The organism is Streptomyces sp. NPDC024555 (assembly GCF_055559335.1).
This window is the reverse complement of record NZ_JBVHKV010000008.1, coordinates 180,881-202,027: the sequence shown is the minus strand read 5'-3', so window position 1 is coordinate 202,027 and position 21,147 is coordinate 180,881. Positions and strand designations below refer to the sequence as shown.

Below are 21,147 nucleotides of genomic sequence, written 5' to 3'. Positions count from 1 at the left end.
CGACCATGACGACGATCCTGACCAGCCACATCGGCTACAACACGGCCGGCACCAAGAAGGCCGTGGTCCTCCTCGGCCCCGGCTCCCCGCAGACCCCGGCCGCCCCCGCCCACCTCGTCGGCGAGGGCACCCGCACCCCGCTCCCCGTCGGCCCCGAGGAACGGGTCGACCGCTGGTCGCTCGGCACCTTCCGCCGGATCGACTTCTCGGACGCGCGCACCGAGGGCACCTTCCGGGTGGAGTACGGGGACGAGGTCTCCGAGCCCTTCACCATCGGCGCCCGCGTCGCCCAGCGGGCCACGCTCTCCGACGTCCTGTACTACTTCCGCTCGGTGCGCTCCAGCGGCGCCATCGACCGCAAGGACCGCCACGCCCGCTTCTACGGAGACGACTCCGGCCGCACCGTCGACGCGCGCGGCGGCTGGCTCGACGCCTCCGGGGACTTCAGCAAGTTCCTCAGCCACCTCAACTACACGCGCATGATGAACCCCCAGCAACTCCCCTTCTGCGCCTGGGCGTTCATGGAAGCAGCCGAGACGCTGGCCGAACGGGACCCGCACCTGCACACCGTGCTGGGCACCCGGCTGCGCGACGAGGCGCTGTTCGGCGCCGACTTCCTGGTCCGCTTCCAGGCCCCGGAGGGCTACTTCTACACCGCGATCTTCGACGCCCTCACCAAGGACCTCGACGAACGCGTCATCAACGCCCCGCTCCAGGACTCCGTGCGCACCACCCGCTGGCAGGCCGCCTACCGCCAGGGCGGCGGCCTCGCCATCGCCGCGCTGGCCCGCGCGGCCACCCTCGACGACCACGGCGACTTCACCTCACGGGACTACCTCGCCGCCGCCCGCCGGGGCTTCGACCACCTGGAGGCGCACAACCGGGAGTACCTGTACGACGGCGAGGAGTCCGTCATCGACGACTACTGCGCCCTGCTCGCCGCCACCGAACTGCTCGCCGCCGCCCCCGGCGACCCGGTCGTCGAGGCCGCCGCCGACCGCCGCGCCGCCCTGCTCACCGGCCGCTACACCGACACCGGGAAGGGCTTCGGCTGCCTCACCGGCGACATCGAGGGCCGCCCCTTCTTCCACGCGGCCGAATCCGGGCTGCCCGCCGTCGCCCTGCTGCGCTACGCCCGGGTCCGCCCCGGCTCGGCACTGGCCGCCAACGCCCGCACCACCGCGCTCGCCCTGCTCCGCGACGCGGCGACCCTGGCCGACGAGGTCGCCAACCCCTTCGGCTGCGTACGGCAGTACGCCCAGCCGGCCGGAGCCGCGCCCCGCACCGGCTTCTTCTTCCCGCACGACAACGAGACCGGCTACTGGTGGCAGGGCGAGAACGCCAACATCTGCTCCGTCGCGTACGCCGCCGAACGCGCCGCCGCCCTCCCCGACTGCGCACCGGAGCTGCGCGAACGGCTGCTGCGCCTGGCCGAGGACCAGCTGCACTGGGTGGCCGGGCTCAATCCCTTCGACTCCTCGATGATCAAGGGCGTCGGCCGCAACAACGTGGAGTACCACCCGGACTATCCCAACGTCCCCGGGGGCATCCTCAACGGGATCACCGCCGGATTCGAGGACGAACAGGACATCGCCTTCATGCCCGAACACCACCGGGAGACCGGCAACAGCTGGCGCTGGGCCGAGCAGTGGATCCCGCACTCCGCCTGGTTCCTGCTCGCCATGTCGGCGGCCCGATGACCCCCGACGTACGCCCCTACGCGCCCTTCGACCTGCCCGGCATCTACCGCGTCTGCCTGCGCACCGGCGACTCCGGCCGGGACGCCACGCCGCTCTACCGGGACCCGGACCTGCTCCCGCACATCTACGCCGGCCCCTATCCGGCGGCCGACCCGGGCCTCACCTTCGTCGCCGCCGACGAGCACGGCGTCGCCGGCTACATCGTCGCCACCGCCGACACCCCCGCGTTCGACGCCTGGCTGGAGCGGCACTGGTGGCCGCCGCTGCGCCACCGCTACCCCGTCGCCCTGGCCGCCGACCCCGGCGACGGCACCCAGGACTGGCAACGCGTCGCCCATCTCCACCGCCCCGACCCCCCGGAGCCGGACGCCCTCCTCGCCCGTTACCCCGCCCACCTCCACATCGACATCCTTCCGCGCGCCCAGGGCACCGGGCTGGGCCGCCGTCTGATGACCACCCTGCTCACCGCCCTGCGCGCCCGGGGCGTCCCCGGCGTCCACCTGGGCGTGGGCAGCGGCAACCCCGGGGCCCACGCCTTCTACCTCAGGACCGGTTTCACGGAACTGCGGCGCCAGGACTGGGGGTCGGTCATGGTCCGCGACCTCACGGAACCGGAGGACGTCCCGGGGTGAGCGCGCCCCTGCGCAGAGGCTCAGGTCCCCCGGCTCCTCCGAGGAGGCGGGGGCAGGTCAGGGAGCGGTCAGCGGGATCTCGTCGCCCGTGGACGTCGTGGCGACGAGCACGAGTCCGGCTTCCAGGGCGCCCAGGTAGCGGCGGAGCCGGCGCCGGCTGATCTCGTGGACCGGCAGGCGTTCCAGCCGGGACACGTTCGGCTGGGCCGTGCCCATGCGGGCCGCCACCTCGGACTGTGTCAGTCCCGCCCGCTCCCGGAGTTCCGCCGGTCTCACGCGTCGCCGCTCTTCCCGTATCGGCGGAAAGCGCTGGTGTCGATGGTCCAGGCCCCGAAGCCGACGAGGTCCCCGAAGATGTACGACTGGCTGTTCCGGTAGATGCCGTGGCAGAGCTCGTCGTGCACGGTGATCGTGCCGTTCCGCGGGTCCACGATCATGTACCGGTCGATCCCCATGGCCGGATAGTCGGCCAGCTTCTCGACGTAGTCGTTGCCCGGGTTCGACTTCGAGACCACCTCGACGCAGGCCAGCACCTCGTCCGGTGCGAGCGAATCGCGGTCGGATTCCAGCGCGCTCTCCTCGCACACCAGCACATCCGGGCGGCGCATGCGCCCGACGCGCGGATCCTCGACCTCCGGTCCGGTTTCGGCGATCCAGCCCGGGTGCGTCCCGTCGATCTGCCGGTTGATCTGGTCCCGGATCCGGCCCGCGATCCGCTCGTGCCGGTTGACCGGGCTCATCATGGCCATGACGGGGCCACCCGCGCCGATCTCCACGCTCCAGGCGCCCTCCAGGTGCTCGGCGTACTCGGAGAGGTCGTCAGCGACTTTGCGCATCCACGCGTAGTCCCGGCTCATGACTCCGAGTATATCGAGAATCATATGAGGCGCCCGGAGCTCGCCCCGCCTCACGGCCCCGCCCGCAGCACCTCCGCGACGACCGGGCCCGCGGCCGTGCCGCCGTGGCCGCCGGACTGGACGAGGGCGGCGGCGGCGAGGTCGTTGGAGAAGCCGGTGAACCAGCTGTCGGAGGTGGCGTTGCCGTCGACCTCGGCGGAGCCGGTCTTGCCGCCCTTGTAGCCGTCGACGCCGGCCATGGCCTGGGTGGCCGTGCCCTCGCCGCTGGTGGCGGTGTAGTTCATCATCTCCTTGAGCTGGGCCGAGACGCCGCCGGGCAGCGGGGTCGCGGTGGCGAAGGTCCGGTTGTCCAGGGAGCGCGGGACGATGTACGGCTGGAGGAACCGGCCGTGGACGGCGGTGGCGGTGACGGACGCCATGTTCAGCGGGTTCATCTGGATCTTGCCCTGGCCGATGAACGAGGCGGCGGTCTCCGCGCCTTGGGAGGCCGGGACCGATCCGTCCCACGTGGTGATGCCGGCCTTCCACTCCTGGCCGATGCCGAAGTAGCGCGAGGCCTCGTCGCCGAGTGCGGTGTCCCGGGTGCCCTCGCCGAGCGGCAGCACGGGCTTGATGAAGGCCGTGTTGCAGGACCGGGCGAAGGCCCGCTTCAGCGTGGGGTTGTCGGTCATCGAGAAGTCGTCCAGGTTGTGGAAGACCCGGCCCTCCCAGGGCACCGTGGCCGGGCACTTGACGGGCCCGTTCGCGCTGCCCAGACCGTGCTGGATGATCATCGCGGCGGTGACGATCTTCATCGTGGAGCCGGGGGCCACCTTGGCCCACCGCGCCGCGTCGTAGCCGTCCGCCCGGTTGTTGGCGATGGCCCGGATCGCCCCGCTCGACGGTTCGACGGCCGCCACCGACGATTCGGGGTACTTCTTCACCGCGCGCTCGGCAGCCGCCTGGACCCCCGCGTCCAGCGTGGTCGGCACCCGGCCCGGCTTGCCCTTCACCAGGGTCAGCAGCGTCTTGTCCGCCCCGTCGGCGGTCGCGCTGTTGATCCACGTCTCGATGCCCGTGGTCCCGCCGGCCTTCGTGCCGTACTTCTTGCGCAGCTCGTCCAGGATGACGCCCAGCGAGGGGTACTTCTCCTTGGTGAGCACCTTGCCGTTGCGGTCGACCGCCTCGATCGACGCGGTCTTCGACTCGCCCGTCTCCAGCGACTCGCCCTTGTGGAGATCCGGGTGGATCACCGAGGGCTCCCAGTCGACCAGCGGCTTCCCGGTGGTCAGCCCGCGGACCACGGTCAGCTCGGAGGCGTACGACCAGGCCTTCTTCGTGCCCTTGTAGGAGACCGTCGCCTTCACCGTGTACGGGACCTTCGAACCGGTCGCCGCGCCCGCGGTGATCACCGCCTCGGTGACATGGGCGGACTCGCTGTACCCGGTCAGCGCCGGGCCCGCCTCGCCCTCGTTGTTCGTGAGCTGGGCCGCCGTCGTCGCGTCCCCGCTCGCCCACGCGGCCAGGAACTTCTTCGACGTATCGGCTATCTCGTCCTTCGTGACCGGCCCCGTCCGCACCTCGGCCGTCGTGGTCCTGGCGTCCGAACCGCCCCCGACCCCGCTGTCCCCCAGCCCGTCCAGGATGTTGTACGCCCCGTAGCCCACCCCGCCGACCACGACCGCGAACACCCCGCCGACGACGGCCACCTTCGCCCCGCTGCGCATTTCTGCGTCCCCCTCCCCAGGAGGCCCCCTTGAACATGTTCAAGGGGGCATTCCCGGGAACCCTACGGGACGGTGGGGAAGGGGGAGATAGTTGTTATCGGAATGCGATCCGGGATGGCGTGGACGGAGACATCAGATCCAGGTGTCCAGCCACATCCGGTCCCGCCAGGAATCCTCCGGAATCGGTGTTCCCGTGTACAGCGGCCAGAAGTAGATGAAATTCCAGATGATCAGCAGGGCCAGCACGCCCGCCGCCACGGCGCCCACCGTCCGGCGGCGTTCGCCGGTGGGGTCGCTTTTCGTCAGACCCAGTTCATGGGCGGTTCCGGTATTCGCCGCGGGCCCCAGCATCGCGCCGATCATCATGGAGACGGCGAGACAGAGGAAGGGCACGAAGACGACCGCGTAGAAGAGGAAGATGGTCCGCTCCTGGTAGAGGAACCAGGGGAGCCAGCCCGCCGCCACACCGCAGGCGATGGCACCGGCGCGCCAGTCGCGGCGGAAGAACCAGCGCCACAGGACGTAGACCAGGGCGAAGCACGCGGCCCACCACAGCAGCGGAGTGCCGAGGGCCAGGACCTCGCGGGCGCATTTGCCGGTGGCGGACTGGGCGCAGCCGTTCTGCTCCTCGTAGAAGTAGGAGACGGGGCGGCCCAGGACGATCCAGCTCCAGGGGTTGGACTGGTAGGTGTGGCCGGAGGTCAGGTTCACATGGAACTCGTAGACCTGGTTCTCGTAGTGCCACAGGCTGCGCAGCCAGTCCGGCAGCCAGGTCCAGGAGCCGCCCTTGCCGTCGGTCGCCGCCCAGTCCCGGTAGTAGCCGTGGTGCTTCGGGTCGTTGCGGACGATCCAGCCGGTCCAGGAGGCGAGGTACGTGGCCAGCGCGACCGGCACGACGGAGACGAAGGCCGGCAGCAGATCCCGTTTCAGCACCGAGAGGTACGGCCGCATCGCCCCCGCCGTCCGCCGCGCGCCCACGTCCCACAGGACGGTCATCAGGCCGAACGCGACCATGACGTACAGCCCGTTCCACTTCGTCGCGGCGGCCAGGCCCAGACAGACCCCGGCCGCGATCCGCCACGGCCGCCATCCCAGGCGCAGGTTCTCCGCGACTCCGGCGTCCGGCCGCAGCACCCCGTCCTCGTCCTCCGGCAGTGCCGCCGCGAGCCGGTGCCGGGACCGGTCGCGGTCGACGAGCAGACAGCCGAAGGCGGCCAGCACGAAGAACATCAGCACCAGGTCGAGCAGGGCCGTGCGGCTCATCACGAAGTGCAGACCGTCCACGGCGAGCAGCGCGCCCGCCAGACAGCCCAGGAACGTCGAACGGAAGAGCCGGCGGCCGATACGGCAGAGCATCAGCACCGACAGCGTGCCGAGCACGGCCACCATGAACCGCCAGCCGAACGGCGTGAACCCGAACAGCTGCTCACCGATCCCGATGATCCACTTGCCCATCGGCGGATGGACCACATAGCCGGGATCCGTCGGGACGGGCACCTGGGACGGATCGTTGAGGATCAGCTTGTCGACGTCCTTGGGCCACGACCCCTCGTACCCCTGGTTGATCAGCGCCCAGGAGTCCTTGGCGTAGTACGTCTCGTCGAATATCACCGCGTGCGGGCTGCCCAGCTTCCAGAAGCGCAGCACCCCCGCCACCGCCGCGACCAGCACCGGGCCGCCCCACGCCGACCAGCGCACCAGCCGGTCCGCGAGCAGCGGCGGCACCCCGAGCACCGCCCACAGCTGGCCGCCGGGCCGGGTGTACGGGGGGATCAGCCGTTCCCGCAGCCCGATTCCGGCGCGGGGCACATGGCCGAAGCGGCGCAGCCGCCGCTGCCAGGAAGTCGGCTCCGGGCCGTGCTCTTCCCCGGCGTCTTGGCCCTGCCGGGCTTCGGGCGCAGTACTCGTCACCGCGCCATCGTAGGGAACACGTCTGTGCGGACGCTGCCGCCCGTGCTGGGAGGATGGACGTTGTGACTGGATCGACTGGAACGCTGGTACTGGCAGGGACCCCCATCGGCGATGTGGCGGACGCCCCGCCCCGCCTGGCCGCCGAACTGGAGACGGCCGACGTCGTCGCCGCCGAGGACACCCGGCGGCTGCGCCGGCTGACCCAGGCCCTGGGCGTCCACACCTCGGGGCGTGTCGTCTCCTATTTCGAGGGCAACGAGTCCGCCCGCACCCCCGAACTCGTCGAGGCGCTGCTCGGCGGCGCCCGGGTGCTGCTGGTCACCGACGCGGGCATGCCGTCCGTCTCCGACCCCGGCTACCGGCTGGTCGCCGCCGCCGTCGAGCACGACATCCGGGTCACCGCCGTGCCCGGCCCGTCCGCCGTGCTCACCGCCCTCGCCCTGTCCGGGCTGCCGGTCGACCGCTTCACCTTCGAGGGCTTCCTGCCCCGCAAGGCCGGGGAACGCCTCGGCCGGCTCCGCGAGGTCGCCGACGAGCGCCGCACCATGGTCTTCTTCGAGGCCCCGCACCGCCTCGACGACACCCTCGCCGCGATGGCCGAGGTCCTGGGTACCGGCCGGCGCGCCGCCGTGTGCCGGGAGCTGACCAAGACGTACGAGGAGGTCAAGCGGGGTCCGCTGGGCGAGCTGGCCGTCTGGGCGGCCGAGGGCGTACGCGGCGAGATCACCGTCGTCGTCGAGGGCGCCCCCGAGACCGGGCCCGAGGAACTGGACGCCGAGGAGCTGGTGCGCAGGGTGCGGGTGCGCGAGGAGGCGGGGGAGCGGCGCAAGGAGGCGATCGCCGCCGTGGCCGCCGCCGCGGGCCTGCCCAAACGCGAGGTGTTCGACGCCGTCGTCGCGGCAAAGAACGCGGCTCGGACCGGCCCCGCGGACGGTAAAGGACTATCGTGAAAAGCAAAGTAAGAGCCGCGTACCGGCCCCTTTTGCCACGAGAAGCTCAAAACCGGTCCAACACTCGACAGGGCCCGGTGCGCTCCCGCCGGTAAAGGCGTCCACTGGATCCAGGACGCATTCTCCGGAGTGCTTGTCCGGCGGACAAGAGGAGCCAGCATGAGCGACATCGCAGCGACCACCGCGCATGAGGCCTACGCATTCGCCTGCATGCGGTGCGGATACGGCTGGGAACAGGCCTACGAGATCGAGCACCACGTCGACGCCTCGCAGCAGGCGTACGTGGTCTACAAGGCGAACGGCGAGCGCGTCCCGTCCCCGCTCTCCACACCGACCTGCGCCAACTGCGGCGGACACGTCGTCCGGATCATGCGGTCCGGCCGGGTCTCCACGGTGCAGCAGCTGCTCCGCAACCCCCACCGGGTCCAGGAGCCCGTGCCGCCGGAGCCCGCCGCCGGGCCGGTGGCCGCCACCGCCGCGCCGGCGGGGGAGCACCACTGGCACCTCTCCGACCTGCTCCACCCGTTCCAGCGGCGGTGACATCCGCACGGTGAGGTCCCGGCAGCGGTGCGGCCCGGGGCCGCGGTCCTCGTACGATCGTGGCCATGAGCCGTACCGAAGCCCCGCCGCTGCCCGAACCGCTCCCGGTACCGGTCGCGGACTCGCACACCCACCTGGACATGCAGGACGGCACCGTCGAGGAGGGCCTGGCCAGGGCCGCCGCGGTGAACGTGACCACGGTGGTCCAGGTCGGCTGCGACGTGAAGGGATCGCGCTGGGCCGCCGAGACCGCCGCCGCGCACCCGAGCGTGTACGCGGCCGTCGCCCTGCACCCCAACGAGGCGCCCCGGATCGTCCACGGGGATCCCGATGGCTGGTCGCGGCAGGGGGCGCGCGAGGGCGGCGGCACGGCCGCGCTCCACGAGGCGCTGGCCGAGATCGACGCCCTGGCCGCCCTTCCCGACGTCCGCGCCGTCGGCGAGACCGGACTGGACTGCTTCCGCACCGGCCCCGAGGGCATGGCCGCCCAGGAGGAGTCCTTCCGGGCCCATATCGAGATCGCCAAGCGCCACGGCAAGGCGCTCGTCATCCACGACCGCGAGGCGCACGCCGACGTGCTGCGGATCCTGGCCGACGCGGGCGCCCCGGAGCGCACGGTCTTCCACTGCTACTCGGGCGACGCCGAGATGGCCGAGCTGTGCGCCCAGGCCGGGTACTACATGTCCTTCGCGGGCAACGTCACCTTCAAGAACGCCCAGCCGCTGCGCGACGCGCTGACCGTCGCGCCGACGGAGCTGGTCCTGGTCGAGACCGACGCGCCCTTCCTCACCCCCGCCCCGTACCGGGGCCGGCCCAACGCGCCCTATCTGATCCCGGTCACGCTGCGTGCCATGGCCGAGGTGAAGGGCGTCGACGAGACCACCCTGGCCACCGCGATCGCGGTGAACACCGCGCGTGCCTTCGACTACTGACCGCCGGGGCCGGGCCGCCCGCGGGCCCCGGCGCCCGTAGGCTTGACGGGTGAGCACCACAGAGCCCGACGCCCTCCTGGGCCCCGCAGACATCCGCGAACTGGCCGCGACGCTGGGCGTACGCCCCACCAAGCAGCGCGGTCAGAACTTCGTCATCGACGCCAACACGGTCCGCCGGATCGTGCGCACCGCGGAGGTCCGCCCGGACGACGTGGTGGTCGAGGTCGGCCCCGGCCTCGGTTCGCTGACGCTGGCGCTCCTGGAGGCCGCCGACCGGGTCGTCGCCGTCGAGATCGACGACGTGCTCGCGGCCGCCCTGCCCGCGACCGTCGCGGCCCGGATGCCGGAGCGCGCCGACCGGTTCGCGCTCGTCCACTCCGACGCCATGCTCGTCACGGAGCTGCCCGGCCCGCCGCCCACCGCGCTGGTCGCCAACCTGCCGTACAACGTCGCCGTGCCGGTCCTGCTCACCATGCTCGACCGCTTCCCGAGCATCGAGCGGACCCTGGTCATGGTGCAGGCCGAGGTCGCCGACCGGCTCGCCGCCCGCCCCGGCAACAAGGTCTACGGAGTGCCCTCGGTCAAGGCCAACTGGTACACCGACGTCAAGCGCGCCGGGTCCATCGGCCGCAAGGTCTTCTGGCCCGCGCCCAACGTCGACTCCGGGCTCGTCTCACTGGTCCGCCGCGCCGAGCCCGTCGCCACCACCGCGAGCAAGGCCGAGGTCTTCGCCGTCGTCGACGCCGCCTTCGCCCAGCGCCGCAAGACGCTGCGCGCGGCCCTGTCCGGCTGGGCGGGCAGCGCCGCCGGGGCCGAGGCCGCCCTCGTCGCCGCCGGGATCTCGCCGCAGGCGCGCGGCGAGTCGCTGACGGTCGAGGAGTTCGCCGCCATCGCCGAGAACAAGCCCGCGGGGGACCTCCCCGCCGCCCACGAATCCGCCGGGAGTGCCGAGTGAGCAGCAGCGTCACCGTACGGGTACCGGCCAAGGTCAACGTCCAGCTCGCGGTCGGTGCCGCGCGCCCCGACGGCTTCCACGACCTGGCCAACGTCTTCCTCGCCGTCGGCCTCTACGACGAGGTCACCGCGACCCCCGCCGACACGCTGCGCATCACCTGTTCCGGTCCGGACGCCGCCCAGGTCCCGCTGGACGCCACCAACCTCGCCGCCCGTGCCGCGATCGCCCTGGCCGAACGGCACGGCATCGCCCCCGACGTGCACCTCCACATCGCCAAGGACATCCCCGTCGCCGGCGGCATGGCGGGCGGCAGCGCCGACGGGGCCGGGGCCCTGCTGGCCTGCGACGCCCTCTGGTCCACCGGCGCCTCCCGCGAGGAACTGCTGGAGATCTGCGCCGGACTCGGCAGCGACGTGCCGTTCAGCCTGGTCGGCGGCGCGGCCCTCGGCCTCGGCCGGGGCGAACGGCTCACGCCCGTCGCGGCCGGCGGCACCTTCCACTGGGTCTTCGCGGTCGCCGACGGCGGACTGTCCACCCCGGCGGTCTACCGCGAGTTCGACCGGCTCACGGCCGGCACCGAGGTGCCCGAGCCCGTCGCCTCCGAAGCCCTGCTGGACGCGCTGCGCACCGGTGACGCGCACGCCCTCGCGGGCGCCCTGAGCAACGACCTCCAGGCCCCGGCGCTGTCCCTGCGCCCCTCGCTCGCCGACACGCTGGAGGCGGGCACCCGGGCCGGGGCGCTGGCCGCGCTGGTCTCCGGCTCCGGGCCCACCACCGCCTTCCTCACCGAGGACGAGGCGTCCGCCCGCAAGGTCGCCGACGCGCTCACCGCCTCGGGCACCTGCCGCACGGCCCGGACGGCCCTCTCCCCGGCCCCGGGGGCGACGGTCCGCTGACACCGGGCAGCGTGCGGCCCGGCTCAGCCGAGGCGCACGCTGCCCCGGGCCAGCTCGTACGCCGGCAGCATCCCCTGGTGCTCGGTCGCGTCCAGCCCGCCCAGATGCACCACCACGGGACCGTCCGGGGTGGCCACGGCGAAGGCGCGGGCCGGGCGGGACTCGTCCATGACCTCGCTGTGGAGGGTGTAGGTCACCTCGGTCACGGCCGTCTTCCCGCTCTTCACCTCGCGGTACGTGACCTTCGACGCGTTCTCGTCGGCCTTCACGAAGCCCTCCAGCACCGAGCGCGGGGTGGCCGAGGCGCCCGCCCCGCCCTGCCAGACGCGCAGGAAGCCGATGTGGCCGGCCGGTTTGGCGTCGATCTCGCAGACCATGTGCACCGGGCCCTGGATGGAGAGCGCGGCCAGGGGGTCGTCCGCCTCCACGGGGGCCACCGCCTTCGGCTTCCAGTGCTCCGCCAGGTCGAAGACCACCGGCAGCGCGCACCCGGACCCGGCCGCGCCGACCGCCCCGCCCGCCTTCGCCGCCGGGACCGCCCCGGCCCCGGCCGCCTCGGACGTCCCGGTCCTCTTCGACGCCCCGGCGCCCTCGGCGTCCCCGCCGTCGTCCGTCCCCGACGAGCAGCCCGTCAGCGCGAGCGCCGCCAGCAGCACGGGCGCCAGCCCGCGGACCGTCCGACCAGTCATGTCGTCCCCACCCCTGTGCCTGTTCCGGGCCCGTCCGGGGGCCCGGTGATCGATGCGCGCAAGGTATCCCACGGCCGGAAGGCCGCCCGTACGGAGGTGGGCGCCGGGCCGACTACGCTGAAGGCCAGAGTCTTCCTTCGAGCTGGAGCGTTCGTGGCCGTCAACCTCGTCAATGTCGAGCAGGTCAGCAAGGTGTACGGCACCCGTGCCCTGCTCGACGGTGTGTCCCTCGGTGTCTCCGAGGGGGACCGCATCGGTGTCGTCGGCCGCAACGGCGACGGCAAGACGACCCTCATCCGGATGCTCGCCCGGCTGGAGGAGGCGGACTCCGGCCGCGTCACGCACAGCGGCGGACTGCGCCTGGGCGTGCTCACCCAGCACGACTCGCTCGACCCCAGGGCCACGATCCGCCACGAGGTCATCGGCGACCTCGCCGACCACGAGTGGGCCGGCAACGCCAAGATCCGCGATGTGCTGACCGGGCTCTTCGGCGGTCTCGGCCTGCCCGGCTTCGAGCACGGCCTGGACACCGTCATCGCCCCGCTCTCCGGCGGTGAGCGCCGCCGGATCGCCCTGGCCAAGCTCCTCATCGCCGAGCAGGACCTGATCGTCCTCGACGAGCCGACCAACCACCTCGACGTCGAGGGCATCTCCTGGCTGGCCGGCCATCTGCGCGCCCGCCGCTCCGCGCTGGTCTGCGTCACCCACGACCGCTGGTTCCTCGACCAGGTCTGCACCCGCATGTGGGACGTGCAGCGCGGTGCGGTCCACGAGTACGAGGGCGGCTACAGCGACTACGTCTTCGCCCGCGCCGAACGGGAGCGGATCGCCGCGACCGAGGAGGCCAAGCGGCAGAACCTGATGCGCAAGGAGCTGGCCTGGCTGCGGCGCGGCGCCCCCGCCCGCACCTCCAAGCCCCGCTACCGCATCGAGGCCGCCAACGAGCTGATCGCCGACGTGCCGCCGCCGCGCGACACCAGCGAGCTGATGAAGTTCGCCAACGCCCGGCTCGGCAAGACCGTCTTCGACCTGGAGGACGTGACCGTCCAGGCGGGCCCCAAGACGCTGCTCACCCACCTCACCTGGCAGCTCGGCCCCGGCGACCGCATCGGCCTGGTCGGGGTCAACGGCGCGGGCAAGACCTCGCTGCTGCGGGCGCTGGCCACGGCGGCCCGCAGCCAGGGCGACGAGCAGCCCGCCGCCGGGAAGATCGTCGTCGGCAAGACCGTGAAGCTCGCCTACCTCTCCCAGGAGGTCCACGAGCTGAACCCGGAGCTGCGGGTGCTGGAGGCCGTGCAGCAGGTGCGCGACCGCGTCGACCTCGGCAAGGGCCGGGAGATGACCGCGGGCCAGCTCTGCGAGCAGTTCGGCTTCACCAAGGAGAAGCAGTGGACCCCGGTCGGCGACCTCTCCGGCGGTGAGCGGCGCCGGCTCCAGATCCTGCGGCTGCTGATGGACGAGCCGAACGTCCTCTTCCTCGACGAGCCCACCAACGACCTCGACATCGAGACCCTGACCCAGCTGGAGGACCTGCTCGACGGCTGGCCCGGCTCCATGATCGTGATCTCCCACGACCGGTTCTTCATCGAGCGCACCACGGACCGGGTCATGGCGCTGCTCGGCGACCGGACGATGCGGATGCTGCCGCGCGGCATCGACGAGTACCTGGAGCGCAGGCAGCGGCAGGCGGAGACCGCCGCGCCCGCGGCCCCGGCCCAGGCCGCCCCGGCCGCCGCCGCCCCGGCCGTCTCGGCGCAGGCGGCCCGCGCTGCCAAGAAGGAACTCCAGAAGGTGGAGCGGCAGCTCGACAAGATCTCCACCCGTGAGGCGGCCCTGCACACGCAGATCGCCGACCACGCCACGGACTTCGAGAAGGTCGCCACGCTCGACGCCGAACTGCGCGAACTGGTCGCGGAGCGCGAGGAGCTGGAGATGCGCTGGCTCGAACTGGCCGAGGACGCCTGAGCGTTCGGTACGCCCTTCCGCCGGAGGACCGGCGCCGTCGCGCACGGTGACAGGTGTGACGGAAGTGGCTCACGGGGCGGGTGGTAGAAAGAAACCCTGCCCGAACGCCGTGGTACCGATCGAACAGGGGGACGGGTCGATGAGTCAGCCGCCCGGACAGCAGCCGCCGCAGGGCGGGTTCGGAGCTCCTTACGACCCGCAGCCCGGGGCCTACCCGCCTCCCGCCGGTCCGCAGCAGCCCGCAGGCCCGTACAACAGCCCCGGCCCGTACGGGAGTCCGGGACCGTACGGTCAGCAGGGCCCGTACCAGCAGCCCGGCCCCTACGGGCAGCAGCCGCAGGGCTACGGCTACCCGCCCCAGCAGCAGCCCCCGACCCGGCCCGCGCAGCCGCCGGTCCCTCCGCCGGGCGGCGGCGGGCGGTTCCGCGGCCGGACCGGGGTGGTCATCGGTGCCGTGCTCGCGGTGGTGCTCCTGGCCGGCGGCGGCATCTGGCTGGCCACCGGCTCCGACGGCGACGACCCGAAGCCCGAGGCGGGCGGCCACAGTTCGGCGCCGCCCGTCCCCGCGCCCACCGCCTCGCCGACCGGCGGGTCCACGGGCGAGCCCGTGATCAGCCCCGCAGCCGAGGCCGCCGCCATCAACGCGAAGGTCCGGTCCGGGGAGTCGAAGGTCCTCTGGCTCCAGAAGGGCGGTGTCGACCTGCCGCGCAACGGCTCCGACGTCTTCGGCCCGTGGATCGTCGGCGACACCGTCGTCAAGGCCATGTACCGCACGGTCTCCGCGTACGCGCTCAGCGACGGCTCGCTCAAGTGGAGCCTGCGGATGCCGACCACGGTGTGCGCGGCCCCCTCGCAGGCCACCGCCGACGGCAAGATCGTCTTCGCCATCAACGGCAGCACCGGGTCCGGCGCGTCCTGCGACAACGTCCAGATGGTCGACCTCACCACCGGCAAGGCCGGCTGGCGCAAGGCCTTCGTCCGCAAGGGGCTGTGGGACGGGCTCTCCGACGTGGCCATGTCCATCAACGGCTCCACCGTCACCGTCGGCCGCACCAGCCGGACCGACGCCTACCGGGTCAGCGACGGCAAGGTGCTGTTCGGCAAGCTCCCGGGCAACTGCCAGCCCTACGGCTTCGCCAGCGGCCCCGTCGCGATCGCCGCGACCAGCTGCCAGACCGCCGCCGACGACCACAAGGAACAGCAGGTGCAGCGGATCGACCCCGCCACCGGCAAGGTCCTGTGGACGTACAAGGTCAAGAAGGGCTGGCAGGTCGACCGGATCTACTCGGCCGATCCGCCCGTCATCTCGCTGCGCCAGCCCGAGAAGTGGGCCATCGCCGTGCTCAACGCCGACGGCACCTACCGCTCCCAGCTCTCCGGCGGGCCCGGCGACTACGGCCCCAAGTGCGACGACGATCTGATGACCCTCGGCAAGAACCTCGACAACTGCCTGGGCGTCGCCGCCGACGCGGGGACCTTCTACCTCCCCACCAAGGTCGTCCCGGCCAAGGACGAGGAGCCCCGCAACAAGGTCGTCGCCTTCGACCTGGCCACCGGCAAACCCCGCTGGACCGCCGACTCCCCGGTGGGACAGCCCCTCATGCCGCTGCGCACCGAGGGCGGGAAACTGCTGATGTACGCCGCACCCGCCAAGGGCAAGGGCGGTGCCGTCGCCACCCTGCCGTCCACCGGCGGCACCCCGCTCCTGGTCCAGCGCCACCCCGTGTCCGGGGCGTCCATGGAGCGCGGCTTCTACGACCCCAGGGTCGTCTACGCCGGCGGCCGCACCCTCCTCATGCAGACCAGGGTCACCGGGATCCACGACGGGGACGAGATCGAGACCCGGTCCATGGTCGCCTTCGGGCCGTGACCGGGGCGGGTCCCGGTCACGGCCGTCCGGCGGCGGTCCGTCCGGCGGCGGTTCAGACGGACCCCGCGCCCTCCAGGAGGGCGGCGACGTCCGCGCGCAGCGCCTTCTTGTCGATCTTGCCCACCTTGGTCAGCGGCAGCGCCTCGACCAGCACCAGCCGTTCGGGCAGCTTGAACCGGGCCACCCCGGTCGCCTCCATGACCCCGCGCGCCTCGTCCAGGGTGACCGTCGTACCGGGGCGCGCCACGACGTACAGGCAGACCCGTTCGCCGAGGTCGCGGTCGGGCATCGCGACGGCCGCGACCTGGCTGACGGCCGGCAGCTGGTAGACGAGGTTCTCGACCTCCTCGGCGGAGATCTTCTCGCCGCCCCGGTTGATCATGTCCTTGTCGCGGCCCTCCACGACGAGGTTGCCCTCCGGGGTGCGGCGGCAGATGTCGCCGGAGCGGTACCAGCCGTCCTCCGTGAAGGCGCGGGCGTTCTGCTCGGCCGCCCGGTAGTAGCCGCGCGGGGTGTACGGGCCGCGGGTGAGGAGCGAGCCCGGTTCGCCCTCGGGGACGTCCCGGTCCCACTCGTCGACCAGCCGCACCTCGTCGGCGGGGCAGACGGGCCGTCCCTGCGTGGTGCACACGACGTCCTCGGGGTCGTCGAGCCGGGTGACGTTCAGCAGCCCCTCCGCCATGCCGAACACCTGCTGGAGCGTGGCCGTCAGGACCGGGCCGACCTTGCGGGCCAGCTCGTCCGCGAGCCGGGCGCCGCCCGCCTGGAGGACCCGCAGGCTCGCCAGCTGCCCGGCACCGTGCTCGGCGGCGTGCTCCAGCCAGCGTCCGGCGACGGCCGGGACGACCGCGGTGTGCGTGACGCCCTCGGCCGCGACGGTCGCGAAGGCACGCACCGGCTCCGGGGACGGCAGGGTGACGACCCGGCCGCCGCTCAGCAGGGTGCCGAGGATGCCGGGGCAGGCCAGCGGGAAGTTGTGCCCGGCGGGCAGGCTGACGAGGTAGACGCTCTCCTCGCCGAGCGCGGCGGCCTCCGCGCTGACCCGCGCGTTGTAGGCGTAGTCGTCGTGCGTACGGGCGATGAGCTTGGGCAGCCCCGTCGTCCCGCCGGACAGCAGGAACAGCGCCACGTCCCGGGAGTGCGGGGCGCGGGCGTCCAGCAGGGCGCGGACCGCCGCCGGATCGGCGGGCGGCGCGCACAGGGCCCGCAGATCGACGCTGCCGGGAGCGATCTCGTCGCCCGCGACCAGCACCCGCCAGCCGGCGCCGGTCGCGGCCCGGACCTCGTCCGCCAGCTCGTGGCCGAGCGCCTGGTGGTCGAAGTCCCGCATCCGGTCCGGCAGCGCGATCGCCACGGCCTCCGCGTGCACGGCCAGATAGCGCAGTTCGGCACGGCGGTGGGCGGGCAGCGCCATCACGGGCACGATGCCCGCGCGCAGACAGGCCAGGGTCAGAACGACGAACTCCCAGCCGTTGCCGAGCTGGACGACGATCCGGTCGCCGGCTTCGATGCCCAGGTCCAGCAGGCGTACGGCGGCGGCGTCGGCCCGGTCGGCCAGCTCGGCGCGGGTCAGGCGGAGTCCGGCGCCGCCCAGGGCCACCGGGTCGGTGAGGGCCGGGGCGCCCGGCGCCCGGTCGGCCGCCTCGCGCAGCAGGGTGCCGAGCGGGACGCCCGCCCAGTAGCCCTCGGCGGCATAGCGCGCTGCCTCGGCCCCGGGCCAGGGGACGGTGTGCTCAGCGATGGGGGTGGGCATGGTCGGCCTCCCTGGTGATGACGACGGCGTCGAGTGCGACCAGACCCCCGTGGGTCAGGCGCAGGGGGTTGACCTCGATCTCTTCGAGGCCGGGGTGGGTGACCAGCAGGTCACCGAGGGCGGCGGCGATCCGGCCCAGTTCCCGGGGGTCCAGGACCGGGCCGCCCCGCCAGCCGTCGAGCAGCGCCCGTCCGGCCAGATCCGCCGGCATGGCCTCGGCCACCGCCGGTGCGAGCGGTGCCGTGCGGACGGTGACGTCGGCCAGGGCCTCGGCCGTCGTACCGCCCAGTCCGAGCAGCACGATCGGACCGAAGACCGGATCGCGGCGCGCCCCGAGGACGAGATCGACCCCGGAGGGCGCCATCGACTCCACGAGGAAGCGGCGGGCACCCGCCTCCTCCAGCCGGTCCAGGGCCGCGTCGAGCGCGGCCGGGGAGCCGACACCCAGGTGCACACCGCCGATCTCGGTCTTGTGCAGGACGGCGGCGTCCAGCAGCTTGACCGCCACCGGACCGCCCAGTTCGGCCAGCGCGGCATGGGCCCCGGCCCGGTCCGCGCAGACCCGGCGGGCCGTCGTCGTCACGCCGAGGCGGTCGAGGATCCCCTTGGCCTCGTCCTCGTCGAAGGCGGCACCCGCCTCGACGACGAGGCCGGGGGCGGCACCGGCCGGTGCGTCCGTGCCGGGCTGTGTGTCCGTACGGGCGTCCGTCCCGGCGGAGTGCCGGGCGCGGGCGTCGGCCAGCAGGGCGGCCGTCGCGGCGGCCACCCCGTGCGGATCGGCCGCCACGGCGATCCCCGCGTCCAGCAGGGAACGCCGGGCCTCGGCCACCTCCTCGCCGCTCCCGCCGAGCCCTACCACCAGCGGGACCCCCGGTACGGCGCCCTCGCGGGCGGCCGCCACCAGGTCCACGGCGTCGGGTTCGTGCAGGGCGTAGGCCGCGACGGCGTCGACGCCCGGGTCGGCGGCGACCGCACCGAGCACCCGGCCGAGCTCCGGCCCGGGGCGGCCGGTGTCGACGGGGTTGAGCTGATAGGTCAGCGGCGGCAGCAGCGCGGCCAGGGCCGCGGTGGTCGCCCCGGCCAGCTCCGGGACCCGGGCGCGGCGGCCCCGCAGATCGTCCAGGAGCAGCAGCCCCGGACCGGCCTGGGCGGTGACCACACCGACACCGGGATCGGCGGCGGGCCGGGCCCGGGTGACGGAGAGCGCGCCCACCGCGTCGACCAGTTCCCGCGCGTCGGAGACGACGACGGCGCCGGCCTGGGCCAGCGCGGCCCGCGTGGTGCGCCAGGACGTGGCGAGCGCCCCGGTGTGCGAGGCGGCGAAGGCACTGACGTCGTGCTCGCCGACGACCAGGGCGACCACCGGGCGGCGGGCCGCGAGCCGGCGCACGGCGGCGGCCAGCCGGGGGCCGTCGGCGACGGACTCCACATGGAGGGCGACGGCCCCGGTGTGCGGGTCGTCGGCCAGGTGGTCCAGGACGTCCGGGGCGGTGATGTCCACCCCGTTGCCGAGCCCCACGGCCAGACTGACGCCGTGGCCCGCCTCGGCCAGCAGGAACGCCAGGGCGTGGTTGACGCCGCCGCTGGCCGCGACCACCGCCACCCGGCCCGCCCGGACCCGGGCCGCGCCCGGGACGAAGCTGGCGGTCAGCCCGGTGTGCGGGGCGAGGAAGCCGCTGGTGTTCGGGCCCAGCAGCCGGATGCCGGTGGCCGCGACGGTCTCGGCCAGCCGTTGCTGGTACGCGACACCGGGGCCGCCCGCCTCGGCGAAGCCGCCGCCGCAGATCACCGCGGCACCGGCCCCGGCGGCGGCCGCGTCGGCCAGCACGTCCGGGCAGGCCGGCGCGGGTACGCAGATCATCGCCAGGTCCACCGGCCCGTCCTGGGCCGCCGCGCGCACCGAGCCGTACATGCTCGTGTCACGGTCGTTGACCAGGGCCAGACGTCCGCCGCGCGCGGCGAACCCCTCCAGCGAACGGGCCATCGCGGCACCGAGCTTGCCGGGCTTGCGCGAGGCGCCCACGACCGCGATCCCGCGCGGGGAGAAGAGGGCGCCGAGCCCCCGGACGGAGACGGGTGCGCCGGTCATCCGGGCACCCCCACGAGGTCGGCGCGGCCGGAGAGCACCGTGGTCAGCGCCCGGTCGCGGTCGGGCTCCGGGTCGATCAGGAGCGCGGGAAGACCCTCCGCCATCCGGGCCTGCTCGCAGACCAGGACCCGGGTCAGCGGGGTGCCGCCGTGCACCGCGACCAGGACCGGTCCACCGGCCCCGGTCAGCGCGGCGAGCCGGTCGAGGACCGCGGGCAGCCCGGCCTCCGTGTCGGGCGCGGTGAGCAGGGCGCCCCACGGGCCGGGCACCGGCTCGGCGGACAGGGAGAGTTCACCCACGCCGCGTACGGCGGTCGGGGTGCCGTCCGCGCTGCGCACGATGTCCACCAGCCGGCCCGGTGCCTGCCAGCCGGAGCCGTGGAACGGGGTCTCCAGGGGCTCGGCGCCGTGCGTGCGCGTCCACCCGAGGTGCCCGCCCGCCACGAACTCCGGGGCGCGGCGGGCGAGCCGGGCGTCGGAGATGCTGCGGGTGAGGAAGTGGTAGGCGAACTGCCACGGCTCGAAGGTGTCGTGGTAGCGGCCGAAGTGCTCCCACCAGGAGAGGCTGGGCCGCGCCGAGTCCTGGATGCGGCGGACCGAGGGCTGCGCCGCCTCCTCGTACGCGGACAGGGCGGCCGGCAGATCGCCCGGGTGGGCGGCGAGCGCCGCGGCGAGCGCGACGGCGTCCTCCATGGCCATCTTCGTGCCGGAGCCCACCGAGAAGTGCGCGGTGTGCACGGCGTCGCCGAGCAGGACCACGGGCCGGGGGGACGTGGTGTGCCAGCGGCGGGTGCGCCGGGTGCGGAAGTTGCCCCACCGGGAGTTGTTGGTCAGCAGCTTCCCGCCGTCGATGTGCCCGGCGAACAGCTTCTCCAGGTACTCCTTGGACCGGGTGTCGCTGGGGCCCGGGGGTTGGGTGACGTCGAAGGCGTCGAGTCCGGCGCGCCGCCAGGAGGCCTCGTCCGTCTCGACGATGAAGGTCGACACGGTGTCGGAGACCGGGTAGCCGTGCACGGCGAACACGCCGTCCGGGCCGCGTTCGTGGATGAAGGTGAGGCCGTCGAAGAGGTGGTCGGTGCCGAACCAGATGAACTTGGCGGCGGCGGTCTCCACCTCGGCCCCCAGGTCCGCGCCCCGCTCGGCCTCCAGCTGCTCGCGGATCCTCGACCCGGTGCCGTCGGCCGCCACGACCAGGTCGTAGCCGGTCAGGTCGTCGAGCGTGACCTCGGTGGAGAAGCGCAGGTCGACACCGACGTCCCGGGCCCGGTCCTGCATCAGCAGCAGCAGGGTGCGCCGGGCGACGGCGGCCATGCCGTTGCCGCCGCAGCGGATCCGTTCGCCCTTGAGCCGGACCTCGATCTCGTCCCAGTGCCGGCCGTGGTCGGTCAGCGCCCGGCGCAGCACCGGGTCGGCCTCGTGGATCGCGGCGAGGGTGCGGTCGGAGAAGACGACGCCGAAGCCGAAGGTGTCGTCGGCGCGGTTGCGTTCGAAGACGGTGACCTCGGCCGACGGGTCCGCCTGCCGGACCAGCGTGGCGAGGAACAGCCCGCCGGGGCCGCCCCCCGCGACTGCGATGCGCATCAGGTGCTCCTTGGTTCTGTGGGGGTGCCGTGCGGTACGCGCGACGGGGTACGGCACGAAGGTGCGCGGCCGGGCCGGGCGCGGCGACGGCGTCCGGAGGGGGACGCCGCCACCGCGCCCGG

The 21,147-nt window shown here is 73.5% G+C and carries 17 protein-coding genes; 9 read left to right on the top strand and 8 right to left on the bottom strand.

Annotated elements, in window-relative coordinates; genetic code table 11:
- Positions 1 to 5: 5 nt before the first annotated feature.
- Both ACZ4FH_RS15915 and ACZ4FH_RS15910 read left to right on the top strand, forming a co-directional pair.
- Positions 6 to 1,700, top strand: coding sequence for a glycoside hydrolase family 9 protein (locus ACZ4FH_RS15915; protein ID WP_467305141.1), 1,695 nt, complete (start codon positions 6 to 8; stop codon positions 1,698 to 1,700).
- Positions 1,697 to 2,332 carry a GNAT family N-acetyltransferase gene (locus ACZ4FH_RS15910; protein WP_467305139.1) on the top strand — a complete coding sequence of 212 codons (636 nt, stop codon included), beginning with the start codon at positions 1,697 to 1,699 and terminating at the stop codon, positions 2,330 to 2,332. Before ACZ4FH_RS15915 ends, ACZ4FH_RS15910 begins: the two co-directional genes overlap by 4 nt.
- A gap of 57 nt (positions 2,333 to 2,389) precedes the next feature.
- Here the strand turns inward: ACZ4FH_RS15910 and ACZ4FH_RS15905 are convergent, their stop codons facing one another.
- From ACZ4FH_RS15905 to ACZ4FH_RS15890, 4 genes are all read right to left on the bottom strand, one after another.
- Positions 2,390 to 2,608: an XRE family transcriptional regulator gene (locus tag ACZ4FH_RS15905; protein ID WP_467305137.1), complete on the bottom strand. Its 219-nt coding sequence runs from the start codon at positions 2,606 to 2,608 to the stop codon at positions 2,390 to 2,392.
- A complete protein-coding gene (locus ACZ4FH_RS15900; RefSeq protein ID WP_467305135.1) occupies positions 2,605 to 3,189 on the bottom strand; it encodes a Uma2 family endonuclease in 585 nt (194 codons plus the stop codon). Before ACZ4FH_RS15900 ends, ACZ4FH_RS15905 begins: the two co-directional genes overlap by 4 nt.
- 50 nt (positions 3,190 to 3,239) lie before the next feature.
- The gene (locus ACZ4FH_RS15895; protein ID WP_467305133.1) at positions 3,240 to 4,895 is read right to left on the bottom strand and encodes a penicillin-binding transpeptidase domain-containing protein; all 1,656 of its coding nucleotides are present in this window, start codon (positions 4,893 to 4,895) and stop codon (positions 3,240 to 3,242) included.
- 132 nt (positions 4,896 to 5,027) lie between these two features.
- Positions 5,028 to 6,806: a dolichyl-phosphate-mannose--protein mannosyltransferase gene (locus ACZ4FH_RS15890; RefSeq protein WP_467305131.1), complete on the bottom strand. Its 1,779-nt coding sequence runs from the start codon at positions 6,804 to 6,806 to the stop codon at positions 5,028 to 5,030.
- Between the two features lie 53 nt (positions 6,807 to 6,859).
- On the opposite strand from ACZ4FH_RS15890, the gene rsmI reads away from it, so the two are divergent.
- From rsmI to ACZ4FH_RS15865, 5 genes are all read left to right on the top strand, one after another.
- Positions 6,860 to 7,756 (top strand): 16S rRNA (cytidine(1402)-2'-O)-methyltransferase, encoded by an 897-nt coding sequence (gene rsmI, locus ACZ4FH_RS15885; protein WP_383646756.1) that lies wholly within the window; start codon positions 6,860 to 6,862, stop codon positions 7,754 to 7,756.
- Positions 7,757 to 7,915: 159 nt separating this feature from the next.
- Complete coding sequence (locus ACZ4FH_RS15880; protein WP_467305129.1) at positions 7,916 to 8,296, top strand: hypothetical protein; 381 nt, start codon at positions 7,916 to 7,918, stop codon at positions 8,294 to 8,296.
- Between the two features lie 65 nt (positions 8,297 to 8,361).
- Positions 8,362 to 9,228, top strand: coding sequence for a TatD family hydrolase (locus ACZ4FH_RS15875; protein ID WP_467305127.1), 867 nt, complete (start codon positions 8,362 to 8,364; stop codon positions 9,226 to 9,228).
- Between the two features lie 49 nt (positions 9,229 to 9,277).
- A complete protein-coding gene (gene rsmA, locus ACZ4FH_RS15870; RefSeq protein ID WP_467305125.1) occupies positions 9,278 to 10,183 on the top strand; it encodes a 16S rRNA (adenine(1518)-N(6)/adenine(1519)-N(6))-dimethyltransferase RsmA in 906 nt (301 codons plus the stop codon).
- Entirely contained in the window at positions 10,180 to 11,079 is a 900-nt protein-coding gene (locus ACZ4FH_RS15865; RefSeq protein ID WP_467305124.1) for a 4-(cytidine 5'-diphospho)-2-C-methyl-D-erythritol kinase, read from the top strand. The genes rsmA and ACZ4FH_RS15865 overlap by 4 nt, the downstream gene beginning before the upstream one ends.
- A 23-nt stretch (positions 11,080 to 11,102) precedes the next feature.
- Here ACZ4FH_RS15865 and ACZ4FH_RS15860 read toward each other — a convergent pair whose 3' ends face one another.
- On the bottom strand, positions 11,103 to 11,768 hold the full coding sequence (locus tag ACZ4FH_RS15860; protein WP_467305123.1) for a lipoprotein: 666 nt from the start codon (positions 11,766 to 11,768) through the stop codon (positions 11,103 to 11,105).
- Positions 11,769 to 11,921: 153 nt separating this feature from the next.
- Here ACZ4FH_RS15860 and ACZ4FH_RS15855 point away from each other — a divergent pair, with 153 nt between their 5' ends.
- The gene (locus ACZ4FH_RS15855) at positions 11,922 to 13,733 is read left to right on the top strand and encodes an ABC-F family ATP-binding cassette domain-containing protein (RefSeq protein WP_467305121.1); all 1,812 of its coding nucleotides are present in this window, start codon (positions 11,922 to 11,924) and stop codon (positions 13,731 to 13,733) included.
- 139 nt (positions 13,734 to 13,872) lie between these two features.
- Positions 13,873 to 15,603: an outer membrane protein assembly factor BamB family protein gene (locus ACZ4FH_RS15850; protein WP_467305119.1), complete on the top strand. Its 1,731-nt coding sequence runs from the start codon at positions 13,873 to 13,875 to the stop codon at positions 15,601 to 15,603.
- Positions 15,604 to 15,655: 52 nt separating this feature from the next.
- Here the strand turns inward: ACZ4FH_RS15850 and ACZ4FH_RS15845 are convergent, their stop codons facing one another.
- Genes ACZ4FH_RS15845 through ACZ4FH_RS15835 form a run of 3 tightly spaced genes read right to left on the bottom strand, consistent with a single transcriptional unit; the run spans position 15,656 to position 21,025 of the window.
- Entirely contained in the window at positions 15,656 to 17,356 is a 1,701-nt protein-coding gene (locus tag ACZ4FH_RS15845) for a (2,3-dihydroxybenzoyl)adenylate synthase (RefSeq protein WP_467305118.1), read from the bottom strand.
- Positions 17,337 to 19,445 (bottom strand): acetate--CoA ligase family protein, encoded by a 2,109-nt coding sequence (locus ACZ4FH_RS15840; protein WP_467305117.1) that lies wholly within the window; start codon positions 19,443 to 19,445, stop codon positions 17,337 to 17,339. The genes ACZ4FH_RS15845 and ACZ4FH_RS15840 overlap by 20 nt, the downstream gene beginning before the upstream one ends.
- Positions 19,442 to 21,025, bottom strand: coding sequence for an FAD-dependent monooxygenase (locus ACZ4FH_RS15835; protein ID WP_467305116.1), 1,584 nt, complete (start codon positions 21,023 to 21,025; stop codon positions 19,442 to 19,444). Before ACZ4FH_RS15835 ends, ACZ4FH_RS15840 begins: the two co-directional genes overlap by 4 nt.
- Positions 21,026 to 21,147: the final 122 nt, after the last annotated feature.